Source organism: Pseudomonas sp. Q1 (assembly GCF_009935975.1).
GTDB lineage: Bacteria > Pseudomonadota > Gammaproteobacteria > Pseudomonadales > Pseudomonadaceae > Aquipseudomonas > Aquipseudomonas palleroniana.
In genome coordinates this window covers 178,286-195,514 of the sequence record NZ_QODI01000010.1, presented here as the reverse complement: position 1 = coordinate 195,514, position 17,229 = coordinate 178,286, and the positions used below count along the sequence as shown (strand labels likewise).

Below are 17,229 nucleotides of genomic sequence, written 5' to 3'. Positions count from 1 at the left end.
CTCGATCCGGAGCGTGTGCCGGACCTCCAATAATAAGCAGGGCCATCCATGAAAAAGCCAAACCCACTGCTCGAAGACCTCAAGCCCCTCCTGCCCGCCATCGCCGCGAATGCGGTGCGCGCTGAACAACTGCGCCAAGTGCCGGATGAAAATATCGTCTTGCTCAAAAGCATCGGCCTGCACCGTGCATTTCAGCCCAAGGCATTTGGTGGCCTGGAGCTGTCGCTGCCCGAATTCGCCGACTGCATCGCCTTGCTCGCCGGCAGCTGCGCCAGCACCGCCTGGGCCATGAGCTTGCTGTGTACCCACAGTCACCAGTTGGCGCTGTTCTCGGCGAAGTTGCAGCAGGAGATCTGGGGCGAGAACCCGGATGCCACGGCCAGCAGCAGTATCGCGCCGTTCGGGCGGGTGACGGAGGGCGAGGGCGGTGTGTATTTCAGTGGCGAGATGGGCTGGAGCAGTGGCTGTGACCATGGCGAGTGGGCGATTGTCGGCTGCCGCCGCGAGAACGCCGAAGGCACCCAGGATTACTGCTTCGCGGTGCTGCCGCGCAGCGACTACCAGATCCGTGATGACTGGTACGCCGCCGGTATGAAAGGCAGCGGCACCAAGACCTTGCTCATCGACAACGCCTGGGTGCCCGAACACCGTATCCAGAAGGCCAAGGACATGATGGAAGGCAAATCCGCAGGTTTTGGTCTCTACCCCGACAGTCAGATTTTCTATGCACCGTATCGGCCGTACTTCGCCAGCGGTTTTTCCACCGTCAGCCTCGGCGTGGCCGAACGCATGCTGGAGGTGTTCCGTGAAAAAACCAAAAACCGCGTGCGCGCCTACACCGGTGCCGCAGTGGGCGCCGCCACCCCGGCGTTGATGCGCCTGGCCGAGTCCACGCACCAGGTGGCCGCTGCCCGCGCCTTCCTTGAAAAAACCTGGCAGGAGCATGCCGAACACAGCGCAGCGCAGCGTTACCCGAGCCGCGAAACCCTGGCGTTCTGGCGTACCAACCAAGCCTACGCAACTAAAATGTGCATTGAGGCAGTCGATCGCCTGTTTGCTGCGGCGGGGGGTAATGCCTGGTTTGAGCACAACGAAATGCAGCGCCTGTTCCGCGATTCCCATATGACCGGCGCCCATGCCTACACCGATTACGATGTCTGCGCGCAAATCCTCGGTCGTGAGCTGATGGGGCTTGCGCCGGACCCGAGCATGGTGTGACACGTTCTTCACTCATAACGATGAGGGTGCCCCCACGGGATGCGCCCGGGAGTCTTGCATGTCTGACAACTGCCTTTTCGACCCACGGGCCTTTCGCCGTGCCCTGGGCAACTTCGCCACCGGTGTGACCGTGGTCACCGCGGCCACCGCCTCCGGGCGCAAGGTCGGCGTGACCGCCAACAGTTTCAACTCGGTGTCCCTCGACCCACCGCTGGTGCTGTGGAGCATCGACAAACGTTCCAATAGCCATGAAGTGTTCGAGGAGGCCAGCCACTTCGCGGTGAATGTACTGGCGGCAGACCAGGTACACCTGTCCAATAATTTTGCGCGCCCCCGTGAAGACCGTTTTGCCCTGATCGAGTACGAACCGGGCGAGGGCGGTTCGCCGGTATTCGCCGATTGCAGTGCACGCTTTCACTGTGAGAAATACCAGCAGGTGGACGGCGGCGACCACTGGATCATGATCGGCAAGGTGGTGGCTTTCGATGACTTCGGCCGTGCGCCGCTGCTCTATCACCAAGGTGCTTATGCAGAAGTCCGGGCGCTGCGTCCGTGCGCGCCCGAGGAGGTTCAGAAGGGGACGGCGACCACCAACTGACTGTAGACATTGGTGCCGTTGCCACCGACCTGGTTGCCGCCGGTCTCTGCCCCCTTGTTGGGTTTATACAGGCCCAGCAGGGGGGTGATGATCAGGTGCTCGTTGACTGCCCACTCGGCGTACAGGTCCAGCTCGCGGCCATCCAGGTTGAGTTGGCCACGGGTGCTGACGGTGTTGTAGTCGAAAAACAGTGCGCCGAGGGTGACGTTGTCCAGCGGCTTGACCTTGAGTGCCACGTGTTGCACCGCCGTATTGGTGTTGTACGGCCCGGAATAGTTGCCCGCCACTTCGCCTTGTACCCAGGTGCCGTAGCCTCGGTTGAAGCCTGAGAACATACCGTCCCAGTTTTTCGAATAACGCGCGTAGCGATACGTCAGGTCGGGTGACCACGGCAGGTCGGCGAAGGTGTAGCCGGCTTCGGCGTAGCCGGCGTTTTCCTGGCTGTCGCGGCGGTCCTGGCGGGCCAGTTCGAAGGCGAAATGTGCATGCTCGATACCGGCATTGCCGGTGCCGCGCAGGCTGTAGAGGTTCATGCCTTTGCGTTGGCGTTGTACATCGCTGGCGAAGCGTTCATCCACATCGATTCCGTGAAGATAGGTGAGCCCCAGGGTGCCCGGCGCGCCGCTGTATTCCAGGGTGCCGGCGGCCATTTCGGTCATGGCCTGGGCCGGGTTATCGGATTTGATCCACATCAGGCTGCCATGCACGCCCTCCTTGCCGCCCAGGCGGATCACGGCGGTCTTGTCGAAGGCATGGCGCGCCGCGACGTAGTAGGCGCCGCCCCGGTTGAACTCACCATCACCCACGCCTTTGCCCAGGTTGGGCCCGTCGTCGTTGACGATAAAACCGTCGCCCAGGGTGATGACCTGTCGGCCGAACGAAAGGTCCACGCCGTCTTTGCCCAGGGCCGGGAACAGGTCGCCGGAGCGCCAGCCGGCAAAGGCTTCGTCAAACTTGGTGGTGCGTTCCTGGCCGGTGGTGACGCCGGAGGCATCGCCGTCGCCCCAGGTACCGGAACTCACCAGGTTGGCAGTGCCATACACCCCGCCAAAGCTGCCCAGGCTCTGGTTCACGCTCAGGCCATACTTGATGAAAGCCTCTCGCCAGGTGGAACCGCCGCTGCGCCCGTCGTAGTTCTTCGGGCTGTTGAACATGCCGTACACGGCAAGGAAATTGCCGGTGACCTGGGTGTCGGCATCGGCGTACAACTCGATGGCGCAGGCTTTGCCCGCCAGCAAGGTGATGCCCAGCACGACCGCCTGGCGCAGGCGACGATTTTTCAGGGTGTGCTCCATTGTTATTGCCCCCATCTTGGTTAAGAGTGAGGGCGCATTAGGGCGAGCGCCTGGTGTTGAAGTCTTTCATTTGCGTGCCAGGGAATTGACCCTGGCCGCCAGACCCTGCGCCGTGGCAGGGAGCAACAAAACCGGCGGCACACAGGGGCAAGACGAGCAACTCGGGTGGGGCGCAGAGTGCCGATACATTAAAAAAACCGTTTTCGAGGGCCCCACCATGTCGAGCAACGACCCACTCACCGCGCACCTCAACCGGGGTACGGTAGGTTTTCCCACCGCGTTGGCCAGCACCATCGGCCTGATCATGGCGAGCCCCGTGATACTCACCGCAACCATGGGGTTCGGCATCGGCGGCAGTGCGTTTGCCCTGGCGATGCTGATCGCGGTGGTCATGATGCTGGCCCAGGCGACCACCTTCGCCGAAGCCGCCGCGATCCTGCCCACCACCGGTTCGGTGTACGACTACATCAACTGCGGCATAGGGCGTTTTTTTGCGATCACCGGCACCTTGTCGGCCTACCTCATCGTGCATGTGTTCGCCGGCACCGCCGAGACCATCCTCTCCGGGGTCATGGCCTTGGTGAATTTCGAACACCTCAATACCCTGGCCGAATCCGCTGGCGGTTCATGGCTGCTCGGCGTGGGCTTCGTGATGGTCTTCGGCGTGCTGAATGCCTTCGGCGTCAGCGCGTTCGGCCGTGCGGAAATCATCCTCACCTTTGGCATGTGGACCACCCTGATGGTGTTCGGCGTGCTCGGCCTGATCGCCGCCCCGGCGGTGCAGTTGGACGGCTGGTTCGGCGCCTCATTGGTGGGCACGGACCTGATCACGGTGCTGTCACTGGTGGGCATGGCGATGTTCATGTTCGTCGGCTGCGAGTTCGTCACACCCCTGGCGCCGGACCTGCGCCAATCGGCCAGGGTGATGCCCCGTGCGATGATGCTGGGGCTGATGGGGGTGGCCACCTGCATGTTCATCTACGGTGCGGCGATGAAGCGCCAAGTGGAAAACGTGGTGCTGGATGCGGCGTCCGGCCTGCACCTGCTGGACACCCCCATGGCCATTCCCAAATTTGCCGAGCAGGTGATGGGGCAGGTCGGCCCACTGTGGCTGGGCATCGGCTTTCTGTTTGCCGGGGCGGCGACCATCAATACCCTGATGGCGGGTGTGCCGCGCATCCTCTACGGCATGGCGGTGGACGGTGCGCTGCCCAAGGTCTTCACCTACCTGCACCCGCGCTTCAAGACGCCGCTGCTGTGCATCCTGGTGGCGATGCTGATTCCCTGCCTGCACGCACTGTACCTGGGCGGTAACACCGACAACATCATGCACCTGGTACTGGCGGCGGTGTGTGCGTGGAGCTTTGCCTACCTGCTGGTGACGGTATCGGTGGTGATCCTGCGCATTCGTCGCCCGGATTTGCCGCGTGCCTACCGTTCGCCATGGTTTCCGTTGCCGCAGATCGTATCGAGTATCGGCATCCTGTTGGGCATGTGGTTTATCACACCGCCCGGCATGCACCCGGCGGACATTTATGTGCCATTTGGCGTGATGCTGGGCTTGACGGCGGCGTATGCATTGTTCTGGACCCTCGTGGTGCAGAAGGTCAACCCCTTCAAGCCGGCCTCCGTGGAGGAGGTGCTGGCCAAGGAATTCAGCAATGAACCGGGGCATCTCCATGACGGCTATGGCGACTTTGCGGCAAAAACTGTTTGAGCTGTTGCGCGCCGACCGCGCCCCGAGCGGCTATCGGCCAGGGGTGACCCTGGCGCATTTGCGGCGCAATCTTGGGCTGGCCACACTCGAAGTGGACGGCTTCGCGTTTGAGATCGTCGAGCGCACCGAGGCGCAGCTGTTGATGCACTTGGTCATGACCGAATTTGTCCTGCAAGTCCCCGCTGGGGCTGGCGGCGCTGGGAGTTTTGAGGTGCAGCATGGAGGCGCGATTCGCCGCACTGGTCTTCGTGTGCGGCGCCGCTGCGGCGACCCGGCGCTGGGCCGTGAGTTGCAGGCGCGGTTGCAGGCCGACGAGGCGCTGTACCAGGCGCTGATGCCACTGGATTTCAAGCGCTTGCGCCTTGAACTGCGCGACCGGCAATGGACCGTGCGGCTGGAACATATGGGCGGCAGTGAAGTGGTCAATCGAATGCCGGCGTTTCGGCGTTATATCGCCCTGAGCCCGGTACAACGCGGGCATTTGCTCGCGACGTTGGCCGGGTTGCCACGCGTGTTATCGAACCTCTGATTGGCATCATTAGTGCTTCTGCAATGGCAGACAGGTTGTTGTTGCGCGCATATAGATAACATGTTAACTATTGCGCCAGAACAACAAAAAGAAGCCATTGCGGAGACACCCCATGAGCATCCCACAGCATGCACACGATGGACTCGACAGCTGGAACAGCGAACTGCGCGCTGCGTGCGGCCACTTCGATACCGAACTGGCCTTCAACCGCTCGCTGTTCATCGGCGAGATCCATAACCTGCCGCGTGGCCTGGCCATCCTGCGCACCAATGCTGGGCTGATCACGCGCCCGGCGCACCACGCCGACCACGATAACGACCAGGAGTGTTTCCTGGTCAGCCAGCGCAGCGGTTACTCGCAAATCGTCCAGAACGGCCAGACCCTGCAACTGGCCCCCGGCGAGATGCTGCTGATGGATTCGGTGGGCTCTATTGAAATCCCCCCCTTCGGCCTGATTGAACATGCCTCGCTGTCCCTCGCGCGCGCCGAGGTCTGCAAACACGTGGGCGGTGATGCACGTGCCTTTGGCAAGATCTCCTCGACCAAGGCCTGTGGGCGCATGCTGCACGTGCTGATGGATCAACTGTGCAAGGACGACAGCGAAGACGGCGGGGGTGAAGTCGAGGCGTTGCAAGCGGCGTTCGTCTCGCTGCTGGGCTCGGCCCTGGAGCAGGGCGATGAGTGCTGCGAAGGCGTGGCGGCGCTGCACGGCAACAACCTGCGCAGCTATGTGCAGAAGGTGATTGATGAGTCACTCAGCCAGCCGGGCCTGAGCCCGATCGGCCTGGCCAATCGGCTCAACATTTCCGTGCGCCAGTTGTACCGGTTGTTTGAAGAACAGGACGACAGTGTCTGCCGTTATATCCAGCGGGCGCGGCTCAAGCGCAGTGCGGACGACTTGACCAACCCGTTCCTGCGCAGCGAGTCGATCACCTCGATTGCCTACAAGTGGGGCTTTACCGATTCGGCGCACTTCAGCCGATCGTTCAAGAAGCAGTTCGAGGTGTCGCCGAAGGATTTCAGATCAAGCCGGATGCAGGCGGTGGGAGCATAAATCTGCAAACCCAGTCCGCTCCCAATGTGGGAGGGGGCTTGGCCCCCGATGGCGGTGGGTCAGTCAATCCATGTGCTGACTGACCCACCCCTATCGGGAGCAAGCCCCCTCCCACATTTGGATCGGGTTTCAGACCTCCGGCAAGGTCGAGCCACCGTCCACCACCAGGGTCTGCCCGGTGATGTAGCTGGCCAGATCCGAGGCCAGGAACAGCATGGCCCCGGCAATATCCGCCGCCACACCCAGGCGCCCCAGGGGCACGCGACGGGCGATGCTGTCAGTCACCGAAGTGTCGCCCAGATTACCCATCGCCGGAGTGGCGATCATGCCGGGCTCCACGCCATTGACCCGCACGTTCAGCGGTGCCAGCTCCAGCGCGGCATTGCGGATAAAACCGTTGACCCCGGCCTTGGACGCCGCGTAATGACTCAGCCCCGGGTAGCCGACCCGATTGCCGGTAACGGACGACGTGACCAGCACACAGCCCCGGCCTTGTGCGCGGAACATCGGCAACGCCGCCTGGGTCAGCCAGAACAGCGCCGACAGGTTGACCGCCAAGGTGCGCTGCAGCAGTGCCGGGGTGATGTCTTCCAGGGCGGTCAATGGAAAATACCCGGCGTTGTGCACCACGGTATCCAGCCGGGGCAGCGCCTGGACGCAGTCCCGCACCGCCTCGGCCTCCGCCAGGTCCACACCCAGCGCTTGGACGTCATAACCCTGCGTGCACAGTGTCGCGGCCACTGCCTGGGCCTGCGCCAGCAGGCGGTCGGCAATCACCACCCGTGCGCCGCGCCGGGCAAAAGCCTCGACGATGCCACACCCGATGCCTTGGGCGCCGCCGGTGACCAGCACCACTTGCCCGCTGAATTCCAGGTCATTCATGGGCGCTCTCCAAGTGTGCGAAAGCCAGCGTGGGAACGTCGACGATGCTGGAACCACCGTCGGCCACCACGGTGGCGCCGGTCATGATCGAGGCATCGCTGGACGCCAGGAAGCGGCACACCTTGGCGATTTCCTCCGGCTGGGCGGCCCGTCGCAAAGGGACGTCGGTGCATACGCGGGCATAGGCCTGCTGCAAGGTATCGCCATAAGCGTCCATCAACGCTTGCATCTCCGCATCGGCCATGGGCGTGTGTACCCAGCCCGGGCACACCGCGTTCACCCGCACGCCGTACGGCCCGTAATCGCGCGCGAGGGAGCGGTTGAGCCCGAGCAACGCATGTTTGGCCGTGGTGTAGCCGCACACTTCAGGCCCTGCGGCCAACGAGGCGATGGAGCCGATCAGCACGATGTTGCCCGTGCTCGCCTGCAGCAACGGCAAACAGGCGCGGGCACTGTAGAACGCGCTGTCGAGGTTACTGCGCAGGGCGTCTGCCCAAGCGGCGGGGCGGGTCTGGGTCGCGCTGCCCAGGCCATGGCCACCTGCACAGGCCAGCAGTACGTCGAGGCGCCCGTAATGCTCGTGGATCTGTCGGATAAAGCCGTCCCAGGTGTCCGGGCAGGCGGCGTCGCCCACCAGGATCAGCCCACCGGTTTCGCGTGCCACCTGCTCCAGCGGCTCACGACGCCGGCCGACCAGCACCAGGCGTGCGCCGTCCTCGGCATACATCCGCGCGCAGGCCGCGCCGATGCCGCTGCCGGCGCCGGTGATCAGCACCGTGCGCGGCTCATTCACGGGGGTACTCCGTGCGGTTGAGGACCTGGCAGTACGAGCTGACCGGGAAGTTCGACAGCGCATCGAACGACGTCCCGGCATAGCCGAAAATCTTACCGTCGCTGCGGTGCTGTTGCAGATCAATCAGCACCAGGCCGAGGGTGGGCACGATCTTCTCCTGCCATACAAACAGGTACAGCTGTTCGGCGATCTTGTAGTAATGGCAGCGGTCGGTGTCGCACAGGCCTTGCTCCACGCCTTTGAGGCACTGCCACGCGTAGAAGCGCTCGTTGAGGTAGATGTGCTCATAGACTTCGCTGGGGCTGTAGCGATATTGGTTGCGCAGCCCCACCAGCTCGGCGGTAGGTGCGTGCAGGCAATGGCCGTCCTGCCAGGGGCGGTCGAGGCTGCCGTGGAGGAAGTCGACCTGCACCGAGGTCAGCGGTTTGCCGGCCAGGGCACGATGGTAAAGGCCTTCCTGGGTCTGCTGTGGACTGGGCAGGCTGCCGATCACGGCCGTGAACGACGCTCCCGCAACATCCAGCACCAGGCTGATCGACCAGCTTTGCCCGGCTTCGTGCTTGATGAAATCCACCAGGTACAGCCCTGGACGGATCGAGGTGGCGCGGTAGGGCGCGCTGCCGCTGGAGTGACCATCGGCGGCATGCCAGGCCAGGCGCTCCGGCTCGAAGCGGTGCTCGATCTGCCAGCCATTGGCGAAGTGCAGGGTGAAGGTCTGGCCGGCCAGCTCGGCCAGGTTCGGCAGGATAAAGGCGTGCGGGGCGAAACCGTCGGCCAGCGCGCCGACGGTGATCCAATCGGTAGAACTCGTCATGGCAACGCCTCCTTACACGACGGCGAAGTAGTGTTTGACGAAACTCGCGCTGACCACTTCCCACAACACCGGCGTGCCCTTGGTCACGAACCAGCTGTCTCCGGCCTTGTAGCGCGCCGACTGGCCGGTGGATTCATCGGTCAGGATCACCTCGCCGGTCAGGAGGGTGGCTTGTTCGGCGAACGGGTAGATCATGCGGAACTTGCCTTGGGTCGTGCCGAAATAGGCGCTGCTGACGGGGTCGGTCGGCGCGCCGAATGTCATCTTGCCGAAGGCGCGTACTTCGTCTTCGAGAATCTGCGAGCCGAGGTCGGCCACACTGCCCCAGGCGTCGAGTGCCGATAGCTGGACGTCGTGTTTGAGGGTGGTAAGGGTCATGGCAGTTGCTCCTGATGAGTAAAAAGGGGGATTAGCGGCGCCCGTTCCAGTAACCGGAAAGTTGGTGCCAGGATTTGCCCGCCGTCAGCAGCAATGGGCGGATAGCGTCCTTGCCGATGATGGTGGGGCGATGAATGGAACTGACCAGGTCATAGCGCGCCGAGCCTTCGCTCATGCCTTCGGCCAAAACCTTGCAGATGATGTGGCTGGGCGTTACGCCAAAGCCTGAGTAGCCCTGCACGAAAAACGCATTGCTGCGCCCCGGCAGGGTGCCGATCTGCGGGAACAGGTTGGGGCTGCACGCCATCGGGCCGCCCCAGGCCAGGTCGATTTTCACGTCCTTGAGGTAGGGGAAAATCTTCAGCATCAGCTGCCGGTTCCAGGCCTTGAGGTCGCCGGGAATATGCTCCACCAGCGGGGTGGCGGCGCCGAACAGCAGGCGGTTCTCGTTGGTCACGCGGTAGTAGTCGATCACCGGCCGAATGTCGCTGTAGGCCCCGCGAATCGGGCTGATGCGCTGGATCAACTCTTCGGACAACGGCTCGGTCATCATCTGGAACGCGTAGGTGTTGATGGTCGAGCGATGCAGCTCCGGTTCCAGCTTGTTGAGGAAACTGTCGCAGGCCCACAGCAACTTGCTGGCGCGCACCGAACCGCGCCCGGTGCGCACGGTGATGCGCTCGCCATAGCGGACTTCCAGCGCCGGGCTGTTCTCGAAAATCCGTACACCATGGCCGGCCAGGGCGGTGGCTTCGCCCAGCAGCAGGTTCAGCGAGTGCACATGCCCGCCGCCCATGTGCAGCAGGGCGCTCGTGTAGGCGGTGGAGCCGATGATCTGTTGCACATCGCTGCCGCCGAGAAAGCGGATCTCGTGTTGGCTGTTGATCGACTTGAAGTCTTTTTCCCAGGCGCGCAGGGTTTTTTCCTGGCGGGCGTTGAAGCCCATGTAGCCGTAGCCGTGGCAGAAATCCGCATCGATGTTGTACTTGGCGATACGGTTCTTGATGATGTCGGCACCCAGGTCGCTGATCTCGAACACTTGGCGCAGGCCGTCTTCGCCGACATCCTTTTTGATCTTCTCCAGGTCGTGGCCGATGCCGGCCATGATCTGCCCGCCGTTGCGGCCAGTGCCGCCGAAGCCCAGGTAGCGTGCCTCCAGCACGACGATGTTGGTGATGCCTTTTTCCGCCAGTTCCAGGGCCGTGTTGATGCCGGAGAAACCCCCGCCGATCACCACCACATCGGCGTCGATATCCTGTTCCAGGGTGGGGAAGCTGAGGTTGTATTTCTTGGTCGCGGTGTAATACGTCGGGGTTTCGATGTTGATCATGGCGTAGCCTGAAAAAGTGAAGGAAGGCTCTAAAGCGGATGCCTCCATTAGGGCCCCAGACGGGATGGAAGTCTTGACGCTGCGTGCCCAGGCATTTGATTCAGAGCGCCATGGGCGGTGCGATCAACAAGTTATAGCGCGCTCGTCGGCAGGGAATGCTAGAGTTTCGTTAAATTATTAACTAAATACCTCGTGACCCTGATCCCTATGTCCAAACCTCGCCAGTCCCTGACCTTGACCCTGCTGCAAGCCCGCGAAGCCGCAATGAGTTTCTTCCGCCCGTCCTTGAATGAGCACGGCCTGACCGAACAGCAATGGCGGATCATCCGCATCCTTGAGCAATATGGTGAGCTGGAGATTTACCAGTTGGCGGAACTGGCCTGCATCCTCAAGCCGAGCATGACCGGCGTGCTGGTGCGCATGGAAGCCGCCGGCATGGTGCACCGGCGCAAAGCCGAGCAGGACCAGCGCCGCGTACTGGTGACGCTGGCCGACAAGGGCAAAGCGAGTTTCGAGTCCATGAGCCAGTGCATGGAGGCCAACTATCAGCGCTTGCAGGATCAGTTGGGCGAAGAGAAGTTCGAGGCCCTGTTGGGGCTGCTGGAAGACTTGAAGAACATCAACCTCAAGCGCTGAATCATTGCCCCTCCCACTGAGAAGCAAAATGTGGGAGGGGGCTTGCTCCCGATGGCGGTAGTTCAGCCAAGCACCCGGTGCCTGACACACTGCTGTCGGGAGCAAGTCGAGTCGTCGCACCGCCCCTCCCACACGGGATTATCAGTACACCCCGCCAAGCGTTGCGACCGCTGGAATGCTTTTGAATTTTCCGGCCAACGCCTGCAACCCGCGCATCAACACCGTGGTATCCACCCCCACCGCCACAAACGTAGCGCCCAGTTCGATATAGCGTCGCGCCAGGCGTTCATCGGCACTGAGAATCCCCGCCGCTTTACCCGCCTGCACGATGCGGACGATGGCGTCTTCGATCGCCGCCTGCACCTCAGGGTGCCCAGGATTGCCCCGATGCCCCATCGAGGCGCTCAAGTCCGCCGGGCCGATAAAGACACCGTCGACTCCGTCGACGGCGGCAATCGCGTCCAGATTGGCCAGGCCCTCGCGGTTTTCGATCTGCACCAACAGGCACATTTGCTCATCGGCTTTGTCGAGGTAGTCGGGGATGCTGTTCCAGCGTGACGCCCGGGCCAAGGCACTGCCGACCCCGCGAATACCATGAGGCGGGTAGCGCATGGCGCGTACCAGTTCCCGGGCCTGGGCGGCACTTTCCACCATCGGCACCAGTAACGTCTGGGCGCCGATATCCAGTAGCTGCTTGATCAGCGCGCTGTCACCGATCACCGGGCGAATCAACGCCTGGCCAGGGTAGGGCGCCACGGCCTGCAACTGGCCGAGCATGCCCTGCAAGGGGTTGGGCGCGTGTTCGCCGTCGATCAACAGCCAGTCGAAACCGGCGTTGGCGGCCAGTTCCGCACAGTAGGCGTCGGCGAGGCCGAGCCACAGGCCGATCTGTACTTCGCCGTTGAGCAAGCGGTGTTTGAAGCGGTTGACGGGCATGTCCATGGCAATCCTCCAGGGCTCAGACGAAACGGCAGGCAATCGACCCGAGCAGGTCGTAGTCGACATGAAAGGTATCGCCAGGGTTGGCCGCCACCGGCCGGGTAAAGGAGCCCCCCAGGATGACTTGCCCCGGCAGCAGCGTGACGTCGTACGGCGCCAGTTTGTTGGCCAGCCACGCCACCCCCTTGGCCGGGTGGTTGAGCACCGCCGCCGATACGCCGGACTCCTCGATCACGCCATTGCGGTACAGCACCGCCGGCACCTTGCGCAGGTCGATCTCTGTGGGGCGCACGGCGCGGCCGCCAAGTACCACACCGGCATTCGCGGCGTTGTCGGAAATGGTGTCGAACACCTTGCGGGTCGTGTGGGTGTGGGGGTCGACCTGCTGGATGCGTGCGTCGATGATCTCCAGGGCCGGGATCACCCACTCGGTGGCGTCGAGTACATCGAACACCGTGCAGTTCGGGCCTTTTAGGGGCTTGCCGAGGATGAATGCCAGTTCGACCTCCACCCGCGGCACGATGAAGCGTTCGAAGGGGATGTCACTGCCTTCGTCGAAAAACATGTCATCGAGCAGCACACCGTAGTCGGGCTCGGTGATGTTCGACGAGACCTGCATGGCGCGCGAAGTCAGGCCGATCTTGTGACCCTTCAAGGTGCGCCCGTCCTTGATCTTCTGCGCGACCCAGGCGCGCTGGATCGCGTAGGCATCCTCGATCGTGATGCCCGGGTAGTCGAGGGAAAACTGGCGTAGCTGTTCACGGCTGCGTTCGGCTTGGTCCAGGCGGTTGGCCGCCTCGAGGATTTGCTGGGAGTCGAGCATGGCAACGGTCTCTAGTGTGGGTTGACGATGGCGGCGTGGGTGCGCAGCACCAGCAGGCCGCCGAAGGCGATAAACAGGGCGAGTCCATACAGGGCCAGGCTGGCGCTCTGGGTGGCGTCGCGCATCCAGCCGATCAGGTAGGGCGCGAGGAACGCGGCGATGCTGCCGAACGAGCTGATCATGGCAATGCCGGCCGCCTGGGTGGTGTTGGACAGAAACGCCGGCGGCAACTGCCAGAACATCGGCAGGGCCGCACTGGCGCCCATGCCGGCCACCACCAACCCACCCATCACCAGTAACGGGTTGCCCGGCGCCAGGCCGGCGACGGCAATGCCGACGGCGGCCATCAGCAGCGGTATGCACAGGTGCCAGCGGCGCTCGCGATGACGGTCGGAAGACCGCCCGCAGCCGATCATGAAACAGCAGCCCGCCAGATACGGCACGGCACTCAACAAGCCGACCTGGCTGTCGCGGCCAATACCGGCGCCGTGGATCAGGGTGGGCATCCAGAACGCGAGGGTGTTCACCGCGAGCATCACCGCAAAATACACCGCCACCAGCAGCCACACTTGCCGGTCACGCAGGATGCCGCCGAATGAGGTGATGGTCTTGCGCTGTTCTTCGCTGCTGAGTTGGGCACGCAGTTGTTGTTTTTGCTCGAGCGTCAGCCAGTCCACCGAATCGAAACCCTCCGGCAACCACTTGAGTACCACCAGCCCGAGGAGCACCACCGGCGCGCCTTCGATCAGGAACATCCACTGCCAGCCGCGCAGGCTGCCTACGTCGTGGAAATTTTCCAGGATGGCACCGGAAATCGGCCCACCCAGGACTCCGGCCATGGGCACCGCAATCGCAAACAGCGCGGTGACCTGAGCGCGACGGCGCGCCGGATACCAGCGGTTGAGAAACACCAGGATGCCCGGGAAAAACCCTGCCTCGGCCACCCCCAGCAGAAAACGCAGCACATAGAAGCCACGAGCACTCTCGACCCACAACATGCCGGTGGACAAAAGCCCCCACACGATCATCAGGCTGGCGATCCAGCGCCTCGGGCCAACCCTGTCCAGTGCCATGTTGCTCGGCACGCCGAATAGCGCGTAGGCGATAAAGAACAGCCCGGCGCCGAAGCCATAGACCGTATCGCTGAAGTGCAGGTCGCTGCTCATCTGCATCTTGGCAAAACCGATGTTGATGCGGTCCAGATGGGCGAACAGGTAACACACCAGCAACAGCGGCATCAGGCGCCAGGTGACTAAACGATGGGTGCGGTCGTGCTCGGCCAGTACGCGGCTGGCAGTGGAATGGGCTGTGCTCATGATGTTGTACTTTTTATTTGTAGGAGCGAGCTTGCTCGCGAAAAACCTCAACAAAACGCAGTACCCCTGGTTACCCACGGTGCTTGTGGGATCTTCGCGAGCAAGCTCGCTCCTGCAAGGACTGCGTCCGTTTCAGTTCGCCGGGTTGTTCAGGAACGCATGCACGTTGTTCTGCTTGAAGTTGAGCTGTGGGTGCAGCTCGACCATCTCGAACGACAGCGCCAGCAAGCGCTGCGCCTGCAGCTCGGCGAAGTGCGCGGTGATCAGCGCAAAGACCGCCTCGGCCACCGCCTGGCGCGTGGCCAAGTCGCGGCCGTGGCCAACCTTGAGCGTCATGTGCACAAAGGCGTAGTCGTGCTTGCCATCGGCCATGCGCCAGGTGTCCAGGCGCACACCCCGGCTGCGGATACCGCCGAGGGGAAACACGCCACTGTCTCCCAGCACGCGATGGACTTTTTCAAACAGGCCGGGCAGGTCTGCCTGTTGTTCGAGGTTGTCGGTGTACTCGGCGATAAAGTGCGGCATGGCTTGCTCCCAGGTTTACAGCGGGAAAATCGCGTTGATCTGGCCGGTGCCCGAGCTGCCGAACGGCGGCGTGATGATCTCGGCGGGCTGGGCATATTCCGGTCCGCCCAGCAGGCCCAGGAGCATGGCGGTGTCGTGCATCTTGCCTTCGCCGAAGCAGTGTTCGGCGTAATCGGGCAACATCGCGCAGAACTCCTTGAAGCGGCCTTGCTTCCACATTTCCACGACATGCAGGTCCATCTGCTTGTCGAATTCGCGGGTCCAGTTGTGGATATTCGCTTCGGCCTCGCGGTCGTCCGAGAAACGGTGCGACAGCGAGCCGGAGGCCAGCACCAGGACCTTGCGGTCACTCTTTTCGATGGCTCGGCGCACGGCGGCGCCGAACGTGAAGCTGTCCTCCAGGCGATGCCAGGCGCACCAGGCGGCGATGGAAATGACCTGGAGTTTTTCAGCCTCCGGCACGTCCATGTGCATGTAGCGCATGGGCACCAGCGTGCCGTATTCCAGTTCCAGGCTGGGGATGTTATGGGCCATGCTGCGCACACCGGCCAGGTTGGCCTCGGCGGCGATCAGCTCTCCCAGCTCAGGGCAGCCGGGGTAGGCGTAGTCCATGTTCTTGATGAAGTGCGGCAGCTCGTTGCTGGTGTAGGTCCCCTGGAACTGTGCGCCGCAGTTGACGTGATACCCACTGTTGACCAGCCAGTGCACGTCGAATACCACGGCGGTGTCGGCGCCCAATGCTCGAGCGCGACGGCCGATTTCCTTATGGCCGGCAATCGCCGCTTCGCGACAGCCATGATGTTTGCCGGGCAGTTCCGACAGGTACATCGACGGTACGTGGCAGATTTTCGCTGCCAGAACCACTTCGCCCATGATGATTCTCCTGAGTCATTATTCTTGTTGGAGTGCAAACGTCGGTGGTCATACGCCCCAACGCGGGATGTGATGGCTGCCCATGGAAATGCACACGTTCTTGATTTCGGCAAACACTTCAAAGCTGTACTGGCCGCCTTCGCGGCCGGTGCCGGAGCCTTTGACCCCGCCGAACGGCTGGCGCAGGTCCCGCACATTCTGGCTGTTGATAAATACCATGCCGGCCTCGATTCCGTGCGCCAGGCGATGAGCCTTGCCGATATCCTGGGTCCAGATGTAAGAGGCCAGGCCGTATTCGGTATCGTTGGCCAGTTGCAGCGCCTCGGCCTCATCCTTGAAGGGAATCAGGCACACCACCGGGCCGAAGATTTCTTCCTGGGCGATGCGCATCTTGTTGTGCACATCGGCAAAGACGGTCGGCTGGATAAACTGGCCTTTGCTCAAATGCGCAGGCAAGTTGGCCGGACGCTCCAGGCCTCCGGCGAGCAGGGTGGCGCCTTCTTCGAGGCCGATCCGGATGTAGCCGGTGACCTTGTCATAATGCGCCTGGGTGATCATCGAGCCGACCTGGGTCTTCGGGTCTTGTGGGTCACCGACGATCAAGCGCTTGGCACGAGCGGCAAATTCGGCGACGAATTGCGGGTAGACGCTTTCCTGGATAAAGATCCGGCTGCCGGCGGTGCAACGTTCGCCGTTCAGGGAAAAGATGGTGAAGAGCGCGGCGTCGAGGGCACGTTCAAGGTCGGCATCTTCAAAGATCAGTACCGGCGACTTGCCGCCCAGCTCCATGGAGTACTTTTTCAGGCCGGCGGTCTGCATGATTTTCTTGCCGGTGGCGGTGCCCCCGGTAAAGGAAATCGCGCGCACGTCCGGGTGGCGCACCAGCGCATCGCCGGCAGTCGCGCCATAACCCTGGATCACATTGAGCACCCCGTTGGGAATCCCGGCTTCCACCGCCAGGCGCCCGAGTTCATTGGCGGTCAGCGGTGACAGCTCCGACATCTTCAACACCGCCGTATTGCCCAGCGCCAGACACGGTGCGGTCTTCCAAGTGGCGGTCATGAACGGCACGTTCCACGGCGACACCAGCCCGCACACGCCCACCGGCTGGTACAGGGTGTAATTGAGCATCTGATCGTCGACGGGGTAGCTGTGGCCGTCCATGCGTGTGCAGACTTCGGCGAAGAAGTCGAAGTTATGCGAAGCGCGTGGGATCAGCACGTTCCGGGTCTGGTGGATCGGCAGGCCGGTGTCGAGGGTTTCCAGCTCGGCCAGGCGCGGCACGTTCTGCTCGATCAATTCGCCGAGCTTGCGCATCAACCGGGCGCGCTCCTTGGCCGGGGTGTTGGCCCACTTGGGGAACGCCTCTTTGGCGGCCGCCACCGCTTGGGCGACCTCTGCGGCCCCGCCACTGGCGACTTCGCCAATGGCCTCGCCGGTGGCCGGGTTGTAGTTGATGAAGGTGTCTTTGCTTTCGACCTCACGGCCGTTAATCCAATGTTTGATCAT

General features: G+C 62.7%; 17 protein-coding genes and 1 pseudogene. 6 read left to right on the top strand and 12 right to left on the bottom strand.

Features of this window, described 5'->3' with window-relative positions; translation table 11 throughout:
* Positions 1 to 48: 48 nt before the first annotated feature.
* Complete coding sequence (locus tag DK870_RS17565; RefSeq protein ID WP_161549258.1) at positions 49 to 1,218, top strand: p-hydroxyphenylacetate 3-hydroxylase oxygenase component; 1,170 nt, start codon at positions 49 to 51, stop codon at positions 1,216 to 1,218.
* Positions 1,219 to 1,276: 58 nt separating this feature from the next.
* Positions 1,277 to 1,756 (top strand): annotated as a pseudogene (locus DK870_RS17560) (flavin reductase family protein); the annotation flags it as partial.
* A 32-nt stretch (positions 1,757 to 1,788) separates the two neighbouring features.
* Here the strand turns inward: DK870_RS17560 and DK870_RS17555 are convergent.
* Positions 1,789 to 3,111 carry a hypothetical protein gene (locus DK870_RS17555; RefSeq protein WP_161549257.1) on the bottom strand — a complete coding sequence of 441 codons (1,323 nt, stop codon included), beginning with the start codon at positions 3,109 to 3,111 and terminating at the stop codon, positions 1,789 to 1,791.
* 217 nt (positions 3,112 to 3,328) lie between these two features.
* Between DK870_RS17555 and DK870_RS17550 the strand changes: the two genes are divergently transcribed.
* From DK870_RS17550 to feaR, 3 genes are all read left to right on the top strand, one after another.
* Positions 3,329 to 4,828 (top strand): APC family permease, encoded by a 1,500-nt coding sequence (locus DK870_RS17550; protein WP_161549256.1) that lies wholly within the window; start codon positions 3,329 to 3,331, stop codon positions 4,826 to 4,828.
* Positions 4,791 to 5,357 carry a DUF3156 family protein gene (locus tag DK870_RS17545; RefSeq protein ID WP_060756853.1) on the top strand — a complete coding sequence of 189 codons (567 nt, stop codon included), beginning with the start codon at positions 4,791 to 4,793 and terminating at the stop codon, positions 5,355 to 5,357. The genes DK870_RS17550 and DK870_RS17545 overlap by 38 nt, the downstream gene beginning before the upstream one ends.
* 112 nt (positions 5,358 to 5,469) lie before the next feature.
* Entirely contained in the window at positions 5,470 to 6,411 is a 942-nt protein-coding gene (gene feaR, locus DK870_RS17540) for a transcriptional regulator FeaR (RefSeq protein WP_161549255.1), read from the top strand.
* A 129-nt stretch (positions 6,412 to 6,540) separates the two neighbouring features.
* Here feaR and DK870_RS17535 read toward each other — a convergent pair whose 3' ends face one another.
* From DK870_RS17535 to DK870_RS17515, 5 genes are read right to left on the bottom strand one after another with little or no spacing between them, the layout of a single operon-like run.
* The gene (locus tag DK870_RS17535; RefSeq protein ID WP_161549254.1) at positions 6,541 to 7,293 is read right to left on the bottom strand and encodes an SDR family oxidoreductase; all 753 of its coding nucleotides are present in this window, start codon (positions 7,291 to 7,293) and stop codon (positions 6,541 to 6,543) included.
* Positions 7,286 to 8,086 (bottom strand): SDR family oxidoreductase, encoded by an 801-nt coding sequence (locus DK870_RS17530; RefSeq protein ID WP_161549253.1) that lies wholly within the window; start codon positions 8,084 to 8,086, stop codon positions 7,286 to 7,288. Before DK870_RS17530 ends, DK870_RS17535 begins: the two co-directional genes overlap by 8 nt.
* Entirely contained in the window at positions 8,079 to 8,900 is an 822-nt protein-coding gene (locus DK870_RS17525) for a molybdenum cofactor biosynthesis F family protein (RefSeq protein ID WP_161549252.1), read from the bottom strand. Before DK870_RS17525 ends, DK870_RS17530 begins: the two co-directional genes overlap by 8 nt.
* 12 nt (positions 8,901 to 8,912) lie before the next feature.
* Complete coding sequence (locus tag DK870_RS17520) at positions 8,913 to 9,278, bottom strand: cupin domain-containing protein (RefSeq protein WP_161549251.1); 366 nt, start codon at positions 9,276 to 9,278, stop codon at positions 8,913 to 8,915.
* A gap of 31 nt (positions 9,279 to 9,309) precedes the next feature.
* Complete coding sequence (locus DK870_RS17515) at positions 9,310 to 10,608, bottom strand: FAD-binding oxidoreductase (protein ID WP_161549250.1); 1,299 nt, start codon at positions 10,606 to 10,608, stop codon at positions 9,310 to 9,312.
* A 207-nt stretch (positions 10,609 to 10,815) separates the two neighbouring features.
* Here DK870_RS17515 and hpaR point away from each other — a divergent pair, with 207 nt between their 5' ends.
* Positions 10,816 to 11,244 (top strand): homoprotocatechuate degradation operon regulator HpaR, encoded by a 429-nt coding sequence (hpaR, locus tag DK870_RS17510; RefSeq protein ID WP_090369939.1) that lies wholly within the window; start codon positions 10,816 to 10,818, stop codon positions 11,242 to 11,244.
* Positions 11,245 to 11,385: 141 nt separating this feature from the next.
* On the opposite strand, the gene hpaI is transcribed toward hpaR, so the two are convergent.
* The 6 genes from hpaI to hpaE form a co-directional block, all read right to left on the bottom strand.
* The gene (gene hpaI, locus DK870_RS17505; protein ID WP_060756845.1) at positions 11,386 to 12,186 is read right to left on the bottom strand and encodes a 4-hydroxy-2-oxoheptanedioate aldolase; all 801 of its coding nucleotides are present in this window, start codon (positions 12,184 to 12,186) and stop codon (positions 11,386 to 11,388) included.
* Positions 12,187 to 12,202: 16 nt separating this feature from the next.
* On the bottom strand, positions 12,203 to 13,006 hold the full coding sequence (hpaH, locus tag DK870_RS17500; RefSeq protein WP_104994250.1) for a 2-oxo-hept-4-ene-1,7-dioate hydratase: 804 nt from the start codon (positions 13,004 to 13,006) through the stop codon (positions 12,203 to 12,205).
* A gap of 11 nt (positions 13,007 to 13,017) precedes the next feature.
* The gene (locus DK870_RS17495) at positions 13,018 to 14,322 is read right to left on the bottom strand and encodes an MFS transporter (RefSeq protein WP_161549249.1); all 1,305 of its coding nucleotides are present in this window, start codon (positions 14,320 to 14,322) and stop codon (positions 13,018 to 13,020) included.
* A 132-nt stretch (positions 14,323 to 14,454) separates the two neighbouring features.
* A complete protein-coding gene (locus tag DK870_RS17490; protein WP_104994248.1) occupies positions 14,455 to 14,847 on the bottom strand; it encodes a 5-carboxymethyl-2-hydroxymuconate Delta-isomerase in 393 nt (130 codons plus the stop codon).
* A gap of 15 nt (positions 14,848 to 14,862) precedes the next feature.
* The gene (hpaD, locus tag DK870_RS17485; protein WP_090369949.1) at positions 14,863 to 15,720 is read right to left on the bottom strand and encodes a 3,4-dihydroxyphenylacetate 2,3-dioxygenase; all 858 of its coding nucleotides are present in this window, start codon (positions 15,718 to 15,720) and stop codon (positions 14,863 to 14,865) included.
* A 48-nt stretch (positions 15,721 to 15,768) separates the two neighbouring features.
* On the bottom strand, positions 15,769 to 17,229 hold the full coding sequence (gene hpaE, locus DK870_RS17480; protein ID WP_090369951.1) for a 5-carboxymethyl-2-hydroxymuconate semialdehyde dehydrogenase: 1,461 nt from the start codon (positions 17,227 to 17,229) through the stop codon (positions 15,769 to 15,771).